We start from the raw sequence: 15,144 nt of genomic DNA on the forward strand, positions 1-15,144 counted from the left end.
GTCCGCACATCAGGGCCACACCGCACCCCGTCGTCGGTTACCCGGCGAAGCTCGTGCCACACTCCTCCCATGCGCGTGTACCTCGGATCCGACCATGCCGGTTACGAACTCAAGAACCACCTCGTCGAGTGGCTCAAGGCCCAGGGCCACGAGGCCGTCGACTGCGGTCCCCACATCTACGACGCCCAGGACGACTATCCGCCGTTCTGCCTGCGTGCCGCCGAGAGGACGGCCGCCGACCCCGACAGCCTCGGGATCGTCATCGGCGGCTCCGGCAACGGCGAGCAGATGGCCGCGAACAAGGTCAAGGGCGTCCGCGCCGCACTCGCCTGGAGCGAGCAGACCGCCGCGCTGGGCCGCGAGCACAACGACGCCAACGTGATCTCCATCGGCGGCCGGATGCACACCGAGGAGGAGTGCACGAAGTTCGTCGAGATCTTCCTCGCCACTCCGTACTCCGGCGAGGAGCGGCACAGCCGCCGCATCGCGATGCTCACGGCGTACGAGAACACCGGCGAGCTCCCCCCGGTCCCGGCCCACCACCCGCAGCAGGGCTGACCGCCGCACCGCCCCCGCTGTGCCGCCGGAGCCCCCGGCGGCACAGCCATGCCCGCACCACCGCCTCACCCAGGAGCGCCGCCGCCGTGCCCGAGGGCCACACGATCCACCGCCTCGCGGACGACCACCGGGACAGGTTCGCCGGCCGGCCGGTGCGGGTGAGCAGCCCGCAGGGCAAGTTCTCCGACAGCGCCGCGCTGCTCGACGGCCGGGTGCTCGAAGGCGCCGACGCGCACGGCAAGCACCTCTTCCTCGGCTTCGCGGGAACCGGCTGGGTCCACATCCACCTCGGCCTGTTCGGCAAGCTCGGATTCGGTACGGTGCCGGCCCCGCCGCCCACCGACACGGTCCGGCTGCGCCTCCTCAACGACGAGCACCACGCGGACCTGCGCGGCCCGACCACGTGCGCGCTGATCACCGACGCCGAGAAGCAGTCGATACACGACCGGCTCGGCCCCGACCCGCTGCGCTCCGACGAGGACGGCGAACGTGCCTGGCTGCGGATCTCCCGGAGCCGGATCACCGTGGCCGCCCTGCTGATGGACCAGAAGGTCGTCGCGGGCGTCGGAAACGTGTACCGCGCGGAGGTGCTGTTCCGGCACGGCATCGACCCGTACCGGGCCGGCCGGGACCTCACCCGCCGCGAGTGGGACGCGATCTGGACGGACCTGGGCGAGCTGATGCGCGAGGGCGTGCGCAACAACCGCATCGACACGGTCCGCGCCGAGCACCTGCCGGAGGCGATGGGCCGCCCGCCGAGGGTGGACGACCACGGCGGCGAGGTGTACGTCTACCGGCGCGCGCGGCAGTCCTGCCACGTCTGCGGCACGGAGATCCGGGCGGCGGAGCTGTCGGCCCGGAACCTGTTCTGGTGCCCGGGATGCCAGTCCCGCTGAGCGCGGGTTGCACGTCCCGCCGGGCTGTCCTCAACCGCCGGACGGGCTCGATTCTCACGCCAGTCAGGCCACATCAAGCCCGTCCGGCGATTGAGGACAAGGCCTGTCGCCGGACGGGCCCGCACACGGTTAGAACCCCCGTGGCAGCCACGGTGCCACGTCGGACAGGAACGCCGACGATGCCTCCGCCAACGCCCCCGCCCGCACCTCCCGTACCCGCCCGGCCAGGGCCAACGCGCCCAGTGATTCGCCGCCCAGGTACGCCGTCCCCAACTCCCGCACCGAGAGCGCCAGCTCCGCCGCGTCCTCCGTGCGCTTGCACGACGCGCCGCCCTTCGCGTCGGCTGTCAGCCGCCAACGCCCCGCGTTCCAGGGGCAGAACGCGTCCTCGACCTCGAACACCACGTCCACCGGCCCCCGGTAGCTCCGTGCCTCCAGCGCCGCGCCCACGTCCACCAGGCGTACATGGAGCGAGTCCCGGACCTGGACCCCGCACCGCCGCACGTCAGAGACCAGGTGCAGCACCGCGTCGTCCACCGGCCGGTTCCGTGCCTCGACGGTCGACGTCAGGTCGATCCCGAAGAGGAACCGCCACAGCGCCGCGTACGCTGCCGGATCCAGCGCCGCCAGGTCGCTCACGAGGACCCGGCCCTTGGGCCCGGCCGTCTGCCAGTCCGGTTTGATGTGGTACGTGGTGTAACCCACCACTTCACCGTCCCGCTCGGCCAGCACGCACTGCAACGCGGAGCCGCCCTCCCGCGAACTCACCGGATCGACGAGCGACTTGCGCTCCCAGCCCGGAGCGTGGGCCGGGGTGCCGGGACGGCCCGGCACCAGGCGCGCATACACGCTCTCGCAGGCCGCGACCGCCTCGTCCTTCTTCGCGTGCCGCAGCCGGACCCCGTCCGTGCCCTCGGGGACGTTCAGCCGCACCCGGTCCGTGTCGATCGTCAGGGACATCTGGCGGGTCGCCGCCCCGTACCCGTACCGGCCGTAGATCGCCGGCTCCGACGCCGTGAGCACGGCGAGCGGCTCACCCAGTGCCCGCACGTCGTCGAGCTGCCGGCGCATCATCGAGGTCAGCAGGCCGCGCCTGCGGTGGGTGGCCGCGACGCTGACCATCGTCACGCCGGCGGCCGGCACCAGCGCGCCGCCCGGAACGGCCAGCCGGAAGCTGAACGCCCCGGACGTGGCGACGACATCGGGGCCGTCCCAGATCCCGAGCGAGCGCTCGTGCTCGGTCAGCGATTCCTCCAGCTCGCGTTGCTCGGGCGGTTCGGCCACTCCTCCGAAGGCGAGCTCCAGGCACTCGAACCATTCGTTCCATTCGGACGGCCGCAACACGCGGAGCTCTGTAGTCATATGCCATGCCTACCAGGGGCGAGACGGACAGGCGACCCGATTTCGAACGCATTGTCACAGGGGTCCCCCTGCACCGGAGGCCGTCGGGTGGATAAAGTCCCCGCAATGGCCCGACGCGCAGGAGCAGAGACCTACCCGGCCCGATTGCGGAAATCGGCGCACCGGGTGCGCAGCACGCTGCGCAGATCCGGCGTCGACTACTTCCGCGGCGACGGCTCCGACTGGATCGCCCTGGCCGCCCTGTTGCTCATCATCCCGGCCATCACCTGCGGCACCCTGCTGAACCCGGTGTGGTGTTCACCGACCGCGCTCGTCCTGCCGATCGTCGCGGGCGGCCTGGTGCTGCGGCCCGCGAGCCTGCTCGGTCTGTACGCGGCCGCCGCCGCTGCCCTGATCGTCGAGTCGGTGCGGCTCGGCCCGTTCACGGACGGCACGGTCGGGGTCACCCCCGGAACCGTGCTGACGGTGGCGGCCTGCGGCTTCTTCGGGCTGGTGCTCGCCCAGTTCCGGGCCAGGGTCGGGGTGCCGTGGCGGCGCGGCGGCACGATGCTCTTCGACCTGCGCGAACGCATCCGGGTGCAGAGCGCGCTGCCCAGGCTGCCGCAGGGCTGGCACCGGGAGATGTCGCTGCGCCCGGCGGGCGGCCAGTCCTTCTCCGGCGACTTCGTCGTCGCGGCCCGGACCAACGGCGGCCGCACCCTGGAGGCCGTACTCACGGACGTCTCCGGCAAGGGTATGGACGCGGGCTCCCGCGCGCTGCTGCTGTCCGGCGCGTTCGGCGGGCTCCTCGGGTCGCTGCCGCCGCACGGCTTCCTGCCCGCGGCCAACGGCTACCTGCTGCGCCAGGACTGGGACGAGGGCTTCGCGACCTCGATCCATCTGGTCCTGGACCTCGAATCCGGCGACTACGAGCTCCTCTCGGCCGGCCATCCGCCCGCCCTCCAGCTGCACGCCGGCAGCGGCCGGTGGGAGGAGATGGCCGCGGAGGGCCCCCTGCTCGGGGTGTACGACGGAGCGCAGTTCGACGCGGTGAAGGGCTCGCTGGCCCCGGGGGACGTACTGATGCTGTTCACCGACGGACTGGTGGAGACGTCCGAACGGGACATGGCGGAGGGCATCGACCGGCTGACCGGCGAGGCCGACCGCTATGTCTCGACGGGCTTCGAGGGTGCCGCCTGGCACCTCATCGAGGCGTGTGCCAAGGACGTCAACGACGACCGGGCACTGCTCCTGCTGTCACGCAAATCCTGAACCGTACGCAACCGGTCCTAACCGGGCGTACGTCAACAGCTTCCGGCTCGTCACCGGATCGGGGTGAGCGCGGTGTCGCGTCCGCCCGGAAGGATTCTGGCCAGCCAGTGCGACCGTCCGGCCACCAGTGGGGCCAGGACCGCGAGGACCAGTACGTATCCGGCGATGAACGGCGCGAGCCGCTCGTCGAGTCCGGCGCCCGCCGCCATCGTGGCGAGGATCAGCGCGAACTCGCCGCGCGCCACCAGGGTGGTGGAGATGTTCGCCGTGGCCTGCGGGCCGAACCCGTACAGCTTGGCGGTGGCGATGCCCGCGAGGACGTTCATGGCGAGGGTCACCGCGACGGCGGCCAGCACCGCCCACAGCACGACCGGCAGATCACCGGGGTTGATGGAGAGGCCGAAGGCGAAGAAGAAGATCGCGCCGAAGGCGTCCCGCAGCGGGTGGACCAGCTTCAGGATGCGCTTGCCGGAGGAGGTGCTGCCGAGCATCAGGCCCACCATGAAGGCGCCGATGGCGTCCGCGACCCCGAACCACTCCGAGATGCCGGCCACCAGGACCGCCGCGCCGAGGAAGGAGATGACGAGGAGTTCGTCGTCCTTGGTGTTGATCAGCTTGCTGATGAGCCTGGTGCCGAACCTGGCGGCGAGGGCCAGCGCCAGCAGGAACCCAAAGGCCTTTCCGCCGTCGGCCGCCGCCGCCGCGAGGCTGTCGGCGCCCGAGAGGATGGGCTGGAGGGCGGCCAGGTACAGCGCGAGGAACACGTCCTCGACGACGATGATGCCGAGGATCGGCTTGGTCTCCGGATTGCCGATCCGGCCCAGGTCGACCAGGACCTTGGTGACGATGGCCGACGACGAGATGCCGAGCACCCCGGCCAGCACCAGCGCCTCCGACGTGCCCCAGCCGAGCGCGAAGCCGAAGCCGAGTCCGGCGCCGACGTTCAGGGCGAGATAGGCGCCGCCGGCGAGCGCCATCCTGCGTCCGCCCGCCTTGAGGTCGTCGAGGTGGAACTCCAGGCCGAGGTAGAAGAGCAGCAGCACCAGGCCGAGCGCGGAGAGCATCTCCAGATCGTGCGGGTCCGCGACCAGGACGATGCCGGGGGTGTGCGGGCCGAGCAGGATCCCGGCCAGGATGAACAGGGGGATGGTCGGCAGTCCGATGCGGCTGCCGACGCGGGCGAGTACGGCGGCGGCGAGGAAGGCGCCGCCCATGGCGATGAGCGTGTCTGCGTGTCCGATGAGCCCAGTCCTTCGCTTGGTCAAGAGAACGTCAAGGAATCGTCAGTAATTAGTTTACCGAATGATTGACGTTGCAAGTATCACCACCCCGACAGGCCTCCCCACGGGCTCCCGGAAGAGCCTCCCGACGGATTTCCCGACCGGCCTCCCTGGGGTTTCCCCCACCCCCGATCCGCCAGCCGCCGTCATGGCCCCGGAGCGGTACGAATCCGTACGTTCGAGGGACCGATCACGGATGGCTACGGAAGGCGGACACCATGGGGCTTCGGCGCACCAGGCGGGGAGCGCAGGAGAGCGTGCGGGCAGCACGTGAGGCCCGCACCGCGCTGAGCTGCGCGGGGCCGGTTCCCGCGGACCCGGCCGTCGAACTGCGCGGCGTCCGCCGGCAGTACGGCCGGGGCGGATCGGCCGTCCACGCCCTGCGCGGCATCGATCTCGCCCTGCCGAGGGGCAGCTTCACCGCGGTGATGGGCCCGTCCGGCTCCGGTAAGTCGACGTTCCTCCAGTGCGCGGCGGGGCTCGACCGTCCCACCGCGGGATCGGTCAGCCTCGGCGGCACGGAGATCACCGGCATGAGCGAGAACAAGCTCACCGAACTGCGCCGCAGCCGGCTCGGCTTCGTCTTCCAGGCGTTCAACCTGCTCCCGTCCCTCACGGTCGAGCAGAACGTCGTCCTGCCCATGCGCCTGGCCGGACAGCGCACCGGCTCCGCCCGCAGCCGCCGCGAGGCCGCGGAGATGCTCACCAGGGTCGGCCTCGGCGACAAGGGGAACCGGCGCCCCGGCCAGCTCTCCGGCGGCCAGCAGCAGCGCGTCGCCGTCGCCCGCGCCCTGGTCACCCGGCCCGATGTGATCTTCGCCGACGAGCCGACCGGAGCCCTCGACACCACCACCGCCGCCGAGATCCTCCAGCTGCTCCGGCACGCGGTCGACACCCTCGGCGCGACCGTCGTGATGGTCACCCACGACCCGGCGGCCGCCGCCTACGCGGACCACGTGCTCTTCCTCGCCGACGGCGAGATCGCGGACCGGCTGCCCCGCGCGGGCGCCGACCGGATCGCCGCGCGGATGACCGCGCTGACCGCCCACACCCGCGACCACGCAAGGGCCGCTGCCTGATGTTCATCCCGAACGGCCTGGCCCGCGCGGCCGTACGCTTCAAACCCGCGTCGTTCGCGGGCACCTTCGTCGCCCTCCTGCTGGCCGCGGCCATCGTCTCCGCCTGCGGCATCCTGCTGGAGACCGGCCTGCGCGCGTCCGTACCGCCCGACCGCTACGCGAAGGCGCCGGTGATCGTCGCCGCCGACCAGCAGGCCCGGCTGACCGTCGGCAGCGGGGACGACCGCTACGAGGAGGCCGGCGCGCTGCCGGACACCGCCCGGCTGTCCGACGCCCTGATCGCCAGGGCCGCCGCAGCCCCCGGCGCCACGGCCGCGATCGGTGACGTCGGCTACCCGGTGCACTGGGGTTCCGAGAGCGGTGGCGCGGGCTCAGCGACGCACCGGGTCTCCATGACCGACGGCGCCGGTTCCGCGACGCACCAGGGCTCCGCGACCGACGGCGCGGGCTCCCCGGAGCACCAGGACTCCGCGCCCCTCACCGCGCACGGCTGGGGCTCCGCCGCCCTCACCGGCACCCGGCTGGCGTCCGGTGACGCGCCGCGTACCGGCGAGGTCGTCGTCCCGGCCGGCCACGGCGGGGCCCGGACCGGTGACCGCGTCACGCTGGACACCCCGGCGGGCCCGAAGGAGTTCCGGGTCTCCGGCACCACCACCACCGACGCCACCGTCTGGTTCACGGACCGCGAGGCCGTGGCGCTCTCCGGCCACCCCGGCCGGGTCGACGCCATCGCCGTACTCGCCGCCGACGGCGCCGACCCGTCCGTCCTCGCCCGCCAGGTCTCCGACGCCCTCGGCCACACCTCGGGCGTCAGGGTCAGCACCGGGAACGACCGAGGCGCGGTCGAGGACCCGGGCCTCGCGGACGCCAGGGAACTCCTCACCGGGCTCGGCGGCTCCTTCGGCGGCGTCGCCACCATGGTCGCCGTCTTCACCGCGGCCGGTACGGTCGCCCTCTCCGTGGGCCAGCGCAGCCGCGAATTCGCCCTGCTGCGTGCGATCGGGGCCACCCCGCGCCAGCTGCGCCGCAGCATCGCCACCGAATCCCTGCTCGTCGCCCCGCTCGCCGGCGCGCTCGGCTGCCTGCCCGGAACGGCCCTGGCCGCCTGGTGGTTCGGGCAGCTCAAGGCGAAGGGCGCCGTCCCGGACGCCGTCGGGCTGCGGATCTCCTGGCTGCCGCTGACGATCGCCGTCGCCGCCACGATGCTCACCGCACTGGGCGCCGGCTACGCAGCCGCGCGCCGCCCGTCGAAGACGAAGCCCGGTCTCGCGCTGGCCCAGTCCGCCGTGGAGCGCCCGCCGTTCGGCTGGATCCGCACACCCCTGGGGATCGCCGCGCTGGCCGGTGGCGGTGTCCTCGCGGGCGTCGCCGCCTCGCAGACCGGCGACGACGCGGCCAACGCCGCACTCGGTGTGGTCATGCTCTTCATGCTCGCGGTCGGACTGCTCGGCCCGCTGATCGCCCGGATCTGCGCCTCGGTCCTGGGCCTCCCGCTGCGGGCCGGCGGCCCCTCGGCCTCGTTGGCCGCGGCCAACTCCCTCGCCAACTCCCGCCGGATGGCCTCCGCGATCACGCCGATCGTGCTCGCCATGGCCTTCTCCTCGACGCTCGTCTTCATGCACACCAGCGAGGACCGGGCGACCGAGCACCAGCGGCGCGACGCCGTCACCGCGGACCGGATCGTCTCCGCGCCGGCCGGCCTCGCCTCCGACGCCACCGAGCGCGCGGCCGCGACCCCCGGCGTCTCCACCGCCGTCGGACTGCTCCGCACCTCCGTGCTGGTCCCCGCCGGATCGGGCGGGGACACCTGGCTGGAGAACGCCCCGACGCAGGGAGTCATCGGCTCCGGCCGTGAACTCGCCGCCGTCCAGGACCTCGACGTCCGTACCGGATCGCTCGACGCGCTGGCCCCCGGCACCGTCGCCATCGACACCACGCTCGCCGGCTCGGCGAAGGTGCACACCGGCGACCGCCTCGCGCTGCGCCTGCCGGACGGCACCAAGGCGTCGCCGAAGATCGTCGCGGTCTACGGAAGAGGCCTGGGCACCGCCCTCGTCACCCTCCCCTCCGCCGATCTGCGGACCCACGTCACCTCGCCGTACGCCTCCGACGTACTCGTACGGGCCACCCCGGCGGGCGCGGAGCGGCTCACCGCACTCGGCACGGTCACCGACCCCTCCGGCTACGCCACCGCGCAGAGCCGGGACCGCGAGCTGAACGCCTGGGCCAACACGGTCATGGCCGCGGTCCTCGGCGGATTCGCCGCCGTCGCGGCGGTCAACACGCTGGTGATGACGGTCCTGGACCGCCGCAGGGAGCTGACCATGCTCCGGCTCGTCGGCTCCACCCGCCGCCAGATCATGGGCATGATCCGCTGGGAGGCGCTGCTCGTCACCGTGGCCGGGGCCGCGCTCGGCACGGCCATCGCGCTGGCCACGCTCATCCCGATGATGCGGGGCTTGACCGGCGAATCCCCGTACATCCCGCCCGCGTTGTACGGATCGTTCCTGGCCGCCACGGTGGGCCTCGGGCTCGCCGCCGCACTGGTGCCCGCCCGAGCCGCCCTGGGCCGGGCCGCGGCACGTCCGTAGAGTCGGGCCATGACGGCACCCCGCGCGCACCTCACCCTGGCCGAAGTCGAGCGCCTCGCCCGTGCGGCCCACGAGGGCCAGCGGGACAAGGCGGGACGCCCGTACGCCGAACACCTCGCCGCCGTCGCGGAGGGCGTACGGGACAGGGGCGGCAGCGAGGAGCAGATCGCCGCCGCCTGGCTGCACGACGCGGTCGAGGACGACGCGCTGTCGGAGCGCTGGCTGGCCGGGGCCGCGCTGCCGCAGCGGGTCAAGGACATGGTCCTGGCCGTCAGCAAGCGCGAGGGCGAGGAGCTGTCGGCGTACGCCGGCCGCATCCTGGCCACCCCGGGCGCACTGCTGGTCAAGGAGTCCGATCTCGCCCACAACGCGGACCCGGACCGCCTCGCGGCCCTGGACGCGGCGACCCGTACCCGGCTGGCCGCGAAGTATGCGCTGGTGCGGAGTCTGCTCGGACTCACCGCCCCGGAATCACTCACCGAACGTCGGGATTGAGCCAACACGGCGGAGCCGGACCCGACCGGGTCCGGCTCCGCCGTGTTGGCTCAATCCCGACGTCTCAGATCTTGGCGGCGTCCCGCCGGAACGCCCAGTTCATGTCCGGTTCGGTCACACAGCGCATGACCCGTCGCACCGGCGGCGTGCACAGCAGCGTCACCCCGGCCGAGGCGGCCACGGTGACGAGCACCAGCCCGACGGGCGAGATGAGCCAGTCGTTGTGGTCGAAGAGGCCCGAGTAGTCGGCGCCCTTCACCAGGAACCCGTGCAGCAGATAGCCGCAGATCGTGCCGGCGCCCAGCACGGTGAACCACATGTGGCGGCGCGGCACCCACGCGAGGAACCCGGCGGTGAGCAGCGTCGCGCAGCCGAACAGGGCGAGGGTCATCACCGCGCCCGACCACCACGGGGCGCCCATCTCCTGGGCGCTGGAGTCGCGCAGGAACCAGCCCAGTTGCATCCGGGGCGCCGCCCAGTAGGCGAAGACCGCCGCGCCGGCGAACAGCGGCAGGGCCAGCAGCCGCACCTCGCGGCGCTTGACCATCCTGAAGTGCTCGGGCTTGAGCTGGAGACCGAGCACGAAGAACGGCAGGAACTGCAGGACGCGCGGCAGGTCGAGGTCGTCGCCGATGCTGGGTGCGAGCGAGGCGAGGACGGCGATCACGAGCGACACCGCCAGCGGGTGGCGCAGGTTCTGCCAGATCGGCGTGGTGAGCCGCCAGATGAACAGCGCGGCCAGGAACCAGGTGAGGTACCAGGGCTCCAGCAGGCTGATCGACCCGTCGGACGAGCCGCTCGCGGCCCCGCGGAACAGCGAGTACGCCGTCTCGAACACGATGTACGGCACGGCGACCCCCGTCACCAGGCGCTTCACCTTGGCGGGGGTCAGGCTGAACGAACGTGAGAAGTAGCCGGAGATGATGATGAAGGCCGGCATGTGGAAGGTGTACGTGACCATGTACGCCGCGCGGGCCGCCCGGCTGCCCTCCATGACCGGCACCCAGGAGTGCGCCACCGCGACCAGCACGATGGCGAGGTACTTGGCGTTGTCGAAGTAGGCCTCACGCTTCTTCGCGGCCGGCGCCGGCGCGGGCCGCTCCGCCACGGCCACCGCGGAGGTCGCGTCCGGCGCCTGGCCCGCCGCTTGGGGTCTGGGCTCCGACTCCCGGGTCGCCGGGGGAAGCGGGGCCCTCTGGAATACGTTCGGAGCGTGGAACATCTCAAGCACCCTAGACGTCTCGACTGCATTTCGTGAAACCGCCATCGGATATCCCGTGTGCCCGGCCGGCCAAAAGACAAACCCTTATTTTTTTGTCTGGTATGGGTAGGTTAATCCCCCTTAAATAGTGCATATGGGCAGGCAGTTGGATGCGGTGAATTACGTCGCGTCCGGTGCCGGGAATTACATGTGGCTGAAGTGTGTGGATAAGGGAACGATCGCTGTTGCAGATCATTTCCGTTCATCGGATCATTACCGCGGGCGCAGCGGGCGCCCGCCGTGCCGCCACTGGGCCGACGGCCGCATCCGGACGCCGTGAACCGGCCCGCGGCCGGGGCAAGATGGCGCGATACCGACTGGTCGCCTCGTCAGACGGCAGCGACCACAGGGGAGTTGGTGGCACGATGGACGACAACGGAGGTGCGCGCGACCGCGCACTTCCGGGCCGGCAAGGCGGACCGACCGAGGGTGTGATCAGTCGTGGCCATTTCACTGTCTGTGGTGCTTCTTTTGGCGATCATCCTGGTGGTCCTGATCCGAGGCGGCTCCATCAAGGCCGGACCCGCGGTCGTCGCGGTGCTCTTCGGCTTCTTCCTGGCATCGACCGGCATGGCGCCGTCGATCCAGAAGTTCATGGACTCGATAGCGCAGAGCATCAACCAGATCAGCTTCTGACCCCGGACCGCGTCCCGGGCCGCACCCCGGCCCGGGACGCGAGCGGGGAACGCGCAGGGGAAACGCGAAGGGCCCGGTCCGGCAGCCATCCGAGAGGATGACGCCGGGCCGGGCCCGAGCCATGGAGCGGGCGACGGGAATCGAACCCGCGTAGCTAGTTTGGAAGACTAGGGCTCTACCATTGAGCTACGCCCGCATGCACCGCACCGCAGGTCACCGGGACCGCGGCACGAGAAGCATCGTAGCGGGTCGCGGGCGCTGCCCGCACACCCGATCCCGCATCCGGTGTCGCGCCGGGCGACGCCTCCGGAAAAGCGGCCGATGTACTGCCGGTCTCCATGTACCCTACGTGTCGCACCGACGGGGTGTGGCGCAGCTTGGTAGCGCGTCCGCTTTGGGAGCGGAAGGTCGTCGGTTCGAATCCGGCCACCCCGACCACCGGCAAGATCGCATTGTGGGAGTTCTCCACCTTGCCGTTACTATGCAAAATGCGTGCCCGTGTGTCTGATGTACCGGGCTCGGTCCGCGAAGCCGCCTCGTGTGCGGTGGAGCAGAACCCCAAGAAGTCAGCCACAAGGAGACCGAACCGTGAAGAGCGCCGTGGAGACCCTGAACCCGACCCGGGTTCGGCTCAGCATTGAGGTGCCCTTCGAGGAGCTCAAGGACAGCCTCGACGCGGCGTACAAGAAGATCAACCAGCAGGTCACGGTGAAGGGGTTCCGCAAGGGCAAGATCCCCAACCGGGTCATCGACCAGCGGTTCGGCCGTGGTGCTGTGCTGGAGGAGGCCGTCAACGACGCCCTTCCGAAGTTCTACACCGAGGCCGTCAATGAGGGAGAGCTCAACGTCCTCGGCCAGCCGGAGGTCGACATCACGGAGCTGAAGGACGGCGAACTGCTGGCCTTCACCGCCGAGGTTGACGTACGCCCCGAGATCGAGATCCCGGACTACTCCGGCATCGAGGTCACCGTCGACGCCCTTGAGGTCAGCGACGAGGACGTCGAGAAGGCCGTGGAGCAGCTCCGCGAGCGCTTCGCCTCGACCAGCCCGGTCGAGCGCGCCGCCGCCGACGGTGACGTCGTGACCATCGACCTGACCGCCAAGGTCGAGGGCGAGGTCCTGGAGGACGGCGTGGCCGAGGGTGTCTCGTACACCATCGGTTCCGGCGAGCTCCTCGAAGGCATCGACGACGCCGTGACCGGCCTGGAGGCGGGTGGCGAGGCCACCTTCTCCTCCGAGCTGAAGGGCGGCTCCGCCGAGGGCAAGGAGGCCGAGGTCACCGTCAAGGTCACCGCGGTCGCCGCCCGTGAGCTTCCCGAGCTGGACGACGAGTTCGCCCAGATGGCGAGCGAGTTCGACACGCTCGACGAGCTCAAGGCCGACAGCCGCAAGCGGCTGGAGAGCACCAAGCAGTACGACCAGGCCACCCAGGCCCAGGAGCGGGTCCTGGAGGAGCTCCTGAAGCTCGCCGAGGTCCCGATCCCCGAGAAGCTGCTCGCGGACGAGGTCCAGACCCGCAAGCACAACCTGGAGCACCACCAGCTCGGCCAGATGGGTCTCGACCTCGAGAAGTACCTGGAGATCCAGGGCAAGACCCTTGAGGAGTTCGAGGCCGAGACGTCCGAGCAGGCCGTCAAGGGCATCAAGACCCAGTTCATCCTTGACGAGCTCGTCAACAAGGAGAAGCTGAACGTGAACCAGGAGGAGCTCACCGAGCACCTCATGCGGCGCGCGCAGTCCTCCGGCATGAGCCCCGACCAGTTCGCCCAGGCCGTCGTCGAGGGTGGCCAGGTGCCGATGCTCGTCGGCGAGGTCGCCCGCGGCAAGGCGCTGGCCGTGGTCGTCGAGGCCGCCAAGGTCGTCGACACCAACGGTGAGCCCGTCGACCTTGAGGACGACGAGGACGTGGCGGAGGAGACCACCGAGGCGGTCGAGGCCGCCGAGGGCACCGCCGACGCCCCGGCCGAGGAGAAGACCGAGGCCTGAGCCTCGCGCTGAACCCGCAGACGGGCTGCTGAACCCGCAGACGGGCTCCGGACGCAATCGCGTCCGGAGCCCGTCGTCGTACCGGTGGACGTTCCCCACAACCCGTGTGCGGACTGCGGACCTTGCGCTCCCAGCGAACAGTTGCGGAAGCGGGATGGCGTTGTCCCACCTGCGCGTTAGGGTCCATGAATAGGAAGGGTCGGGGAGTCCCGGCCCACCCGGTACGAAGACGCTGAGACGGCCGGAGCCGTCAGAGACGAGCAGGTGGATACGTGACGAATCTGATGCCCTACGCCGCCGGAGAGCCGTCCCTCGGTGGAGGCCTCGGTGACCAGGTCTACAGCCGACTGCTCGGCGAGCGCATCATCTTCCTCGGTCAGCAGGTCGACGATGACATCGCCAACAAGATCACCGCGCAGCTGCTCCTCCTCGCCGCGGACCCGGACAAGGACATCTACCTCTACATCAACAGCCCCGGCGGTTCGGTGACGGCCGGCATGGCGGTGTACGACACCATGCAGTACATCCCCAACGACGTGGTCACCATCGGTATGGGCATGGCGGCCTCGATGGGCCAGTTCCTGCTCACCGGCGGCACCGCCGGCAAGCGCTTCGCGCTCCCGAACACCGACATCCTCATGCACCAGGGTTCGGCCGGTATCGGCGGTACGGCCTCGGACATCAAGATCCAGGCCCAGTACCTGCTGCGCACCAAGCAGCGGATGGCGGAGATCACCGCCCGCCACTCGGGCCAGACCGTTGAGACGATCATCCGCGACGGCGACCGCGACCGCTGGTACACCGCGGAGGAGGCCAAGGACTACGGCCTCATCGACGAGATCATCACGATCGCGTCGGGCGTTCCGGGCGGCGGCGGCACCGGCGCCTGATCCGGTTCCCCGGATCGCGCCACCGCACCGCATCTCTCGTACGCCGAGACACCCAGCCCACAGAACGCCACCAGGATGGTGAACACCCACATGAACAACTTCTCCGGCGCCTCCGCGAGCGGCCTCTACACCGGCCCGCAGGTGGACAACCGCTACATCGTCCCGCGCTTCGTGGAGCGCACCTCGCAGGGCGTGCGTGAGTACGACCCGTACGCGAAGCTCTTCGAGGAGCGCGTGATCTTCCTCGGGGTGCAGATCGACGACGCCTCCGCCAACGACGTCATGGCGCAGCTGCTGTGCCTGGAGTCGATGGACCCGGACCGGGACATCTCGATCTACATCAACAGCCCCGGCGGCTCGTTCACCGCGCTCACCGCGATCTACGACACGATGCAGTTCGTGAAGCCGGACATCCAGACGGTCTGCATGGGCCAGGCGGCCTCCGCCGCGGCCGTGCTGCTCGCCGCCGGTACCCCGGGCAAGCGCCTGGCACTGCCGAACGCGCGTATCCTGATCCACCAGCCGTCCTCGCAGACCGGCCGTGAGCAGCTCTCCGACCTGGAGATCGCGGCCAACGAGATCCTGCGGATGCGGACCCAGCTGGAGGAGCTGCTGGCCAAGCACTCCACCACGCCGATCGAGAAGATCCGCGACGACATCGAGCGGGACAAGATCCTGACCGCCGATGACGCCCTGGCCTACGGCCTGGTCGACCAGATCGTCGCGACCCGCAAGAGCGCGGCCGGAGCGGCCGCCTGACGTCGGCCTTTACCCCTTGGTACGGCAGGGTCACCCGGCCCCGGCCGTGTGAACCGTGCCAAGGGGGGCCCGAACGGGGGGCCAGGCAAGGTACCGTCGG

Annotated in this window: 13 protein-coding genes and 2 tRNA genes; 11 read left to right on the forward strand and 4 right to left on the reverse strand. The window is 70.9% G+C overall.

Features of this window, described 5'->3' with window-relative positions; genetic code table 11:
- Positions 1 to 69: 69 nt before the first annotated feature.
- Positions 70 to 558: a ribose-5-phosphate isomerase gene (locus tag ACIP89_RS01930; RefSeq protein WP_402112443.1), complete on the forward strand. Its 489-nt coding sequence runs from the start codon at positions 70 to 72 to the stop codon at positions 556 to 558.
- A gap of 86 nt (positions 559 to 644) precedes the next feature.
- Positions 645 to 1,454, forward strand: a complete 810-nt coding sequence (locus tag ACIP89_RS01935; RefSeq protein WP_402112446.1) for an Fpg/Nei family DNA glycosylase — start codon at positions 645 to 647, stop codon at positions 1,452 to 1,454.
- Positions 1,455 to 1,583: 129 nt separating this feature from the next.
- Here the strand turns inward: ACIP89_RS01935 and ACIP89_RS01940 are convergent, their stop codons facing one another.
- On the reverse strand, positions 1,584 to 2,816 hold the full coding sequence (locus ACIP89_RS01940) for a GNAT family N-acetyltransferase (protein ID WP_402112448.1): 1,233 nt from the start codon (positions 2,814 to 2,816) through the stop codon (positions 1,584 to 1,586).
- 105 nt (positions 2,817 to 2,921) lie between these two features.
- On the opposite strand from ACIP89_RS01940, the gene ACIP89_RS01945 reads away from it, so the two are divergent.
- Positions 2,922 to 4,067, forward strand: a complete 1,146-nt coding sequence (locus ACIP89_RS01945; RefSeq protein WP_401921506.1) for a PP2C family protein-serine/threonine phosphatase — start codon at positions 2,922 to 2,924, stop codon at positions 4,065 to 4,067.
- Between the two features lie 50 nt (positions 4,068 to 4,117).
- On the opposite strand, the gene ACIP89_RS01950 is transcribed toward ACIP89_RS01945, so the two are convergent.
- Positions 4,118 to 5,281 (reverse strand): cation:proton antiporter, encoded by a 1,164-nt coding sequence (locus ACIP89_RS01950; protein ID WP_402112450.1) that lies wholly within the window; start codon positions 5,279 to 5,281, stop codon positions 4,118 to 4,120.
- A 284-nt stretch (positions 5,282 to 5,565) separates the two neighbouring features.
- Between ACIP89_RS01950 and ACIP89_RS01955 the strand changes: the two genes are divergently transcribed.
- The 3 genes from ACIP89_RS01955 to ACIP89_RS01965 are packed head-to-tail and all read left to right on the forward strand — an operon-like array spanning position 5,566 to position 9,512.
- On the forward strand, positions 5,566 to 6,426 hold the full coding sequence (locus tag ACIP89_RS01955) for an ABC transporter ATP-binding protein (RefSeq protein ID WP_401921503.1): 861 nt from the start codon (positions 5,566 to 5,568) through the stop codon (positions 6,424 to 6,426).
- The gene (locus tag ACIP89_RS01960) at positions 6,426 to 9,017 is read left to right on the forward strand and encodes an ABC transporter permease (RefSeq protein WP_401921501.1); all 2,592 of its coding nucleotides are present in this window, start codon (positions 6,426 to 6,428) and stop codon (positions 9,015 to 9,017) included. Before ACIP89_RS01955 ends, ACIP89_RS01960 begins: the two co-directional genes overlap by 1 nt.
- Positions 9,018 to 9,026: 9 nt before the next feature.
- The gene (locus ACIP89_RS01965) at positions 9,027 to 9,512 is read left to right on the forward strand and encodes an HD domain-containing protein (protein WP_401921499.1); all 486 of its coding nucleotides are present in this window, start codon (positions 9,027 to 9,029) and stop codon (positions 9,510 to 9,512) included.
- 64 nt (positions 9,513 to 9,576) lie between these two features.
- On the opposite strand, the gene ACIP89_RS01970 is transcribed toward ACIP89_RS01965, so the two are convergent.
- Complete coding sequence (locus ACIP89_RS01970; RefSeq protein ID WP_401921498.1) at positions 9,577 to 10,734, reverse strand: acyltransferase family protein; 1,158 nt, start codon at positions 10,732 to 10,734, stop codon at positions 9,577 to 9,579.
- A 480-nt stretch (positions 10,735 to 11,214) separates the two neighbouring features.
- Here ACIP89_RS01970 and ACIP89_RS01975 point away from each other — a divergent pair, with 480 nt between their 5' ends.
- Positions 11,215 to 11,409: a hypothetical protein gene (locus ACIP89_RS01975; protein ID WP_145763503.1), complete on the forward strand. Its 195-nt coding sequence runs from the start codon at positions 11,215 to 11,217 to the stop codon at positions 11,407 to 11,409.
- A gap of 122 nt (positions 11,410 to 11,531) precedes the next feature.
- On the opposite strand, the gene ACIP89_RS01980 is transcribed toward ACIP89_RS01975, so the two are convergent.
- A tRNA-Gly gene (locus tag ACIP89_RS01980) sits at positions 11,532 to 11,605 on the reverse strand.
- Positions 11,606 to 11,770: 165 nt separating this feature from the next.
- Between ACIP89_RS01980 and ACIP89_RS01985 the strand changes: the two genes are divergently transcribed.
- The 4 genes from ACIP89_RS01985 to ACIP89_RS02000 all read left to right on the forward strand — a co-directional run bounded on the left by ACIP89_RS01985 (position 11,771) and on the right by ACIP89_RS02000 (position 15,044).
- Positions 11,771 to 11,847 (forward strand) — tRNA-Pro (locus tag ACIP89_RS01985).
- A 150-nt stretch (positions 11,848 to 11,997) separates the two neighbouring features.
- Positions 11,998 to 13,395 (forward strand): trigger factor, encoded by a 1,398-nt coding sequence (tig, locus tag ACIP89_RS01990; protein WP_401921497.1) that lies wholly within the window; start codon positions 11,998 to 12,000, stop codon positions 13,393 to 13,395.
- A gap of 284 nt (positions 13,396 to 13,679) precedes the next feature.
- A complete protein-coding gene (locus tag ACIP89_RS01995; protein WP_164494417.1) occupies positions 13,680 to 14,285 on the forward strand; it encodes an ATP-dependent Clp protease proteolytic subunit in 606 nt (201 codons plus the stop codon).
- Between the two features lie 75 nt (positions 14,286 to 14,360).
- Entirely contained in the window at positions 14,361 to 15,044 is a 684-nt protein-coding gene (locus tag ACIP89_RS02000; protein WP_024492986.1) for an ATP-dependent Clp protease proteolytic subunit, read from the forward strand.
- The last annotated feature ends 100 nt before the right edge of the window (positions 15,045 to 15,144 follow it).

This window comes from Streptomyces sp. NPDC088730 (assembly GCF_044751215.1).
In the GTDB taxonomy this organism is placed as follows: Bacteria; Actinomycetota; Actinomycetes; order Streptomycetales; family Streptomycetaceae; genus Streptomyces.

Coding starts and splice junctions, on each gene's coding strand:
- ACIP89_RS01930 (WP_402112443.1), top strand. CDS start 70: ATGCGCGTGTACCTCGGATCCGACCATGCCGGTTACGAACTCAAGAAC.
- ACIP89_RS01940 (WP_402112448.1), bottom strand. CDS start 2,816: ATGACTACAGAGCTCCGCGTGTTGCGGCCGTCCGAATGGAACGAATGG.
- ACIP89_RS01945 (WP_401921506.1), top strand. CDS start 2,922: ATGGCCCGACGCGCAGGAGCAGAGACCTACCCGGCCCGATTGCGGAAA.
- ACIP89_RS01950 (WP_402112450.1), bottom strand. CDS start 5,281: ATGGGCGGCGCCTTCCTCGCCGCCGCCGTACTCGCCCGCGTCGGCAGC.
- ACIP89_RS01955 (WP_401921503.1), top strand. CDS start 5,566: ATGGGGCTTCGGCGCACCAGGCGGGGAGCGCAGGAGAGCGTGCGGGCA.
- ACIP89_RS01960 (WP_401921501.1), top strand. CDS start 6,426: ATGTTCATCCCGAACGGCCTGGCCCGCGCGGCCGTACGCTTCAAACCC.
- ACIP89_RS01965 (WP_401921499.1), top strand. CDS start 9,027: ATGACGGCACCCCGCGCGCACCTCACCCTGGCCGAAGTCGAGCGCCTC.
- ACIP89_RS01970 (WP_401921498.1), bottom strand. CDS start 10,734: ATGTTCCACGCTCCGAACGTATTCCAGAGGGCCCCGCTTCCCCCGGCG.
- ACIP89_RS01995 (WP_164494417.1), top strand. CDS start 13,680: ATGCCCTACGCCGCCGGAGAGCCGTCCCTCGGTGGAGGCCTCGGTGAC.
- ACIP89_RS02000 (WP_024492986.1), top strand. CDS start 14,361: ATGGTGAACACCCACATGAACAACTTCTCCGGCGCCTCCGCGAGCGGC.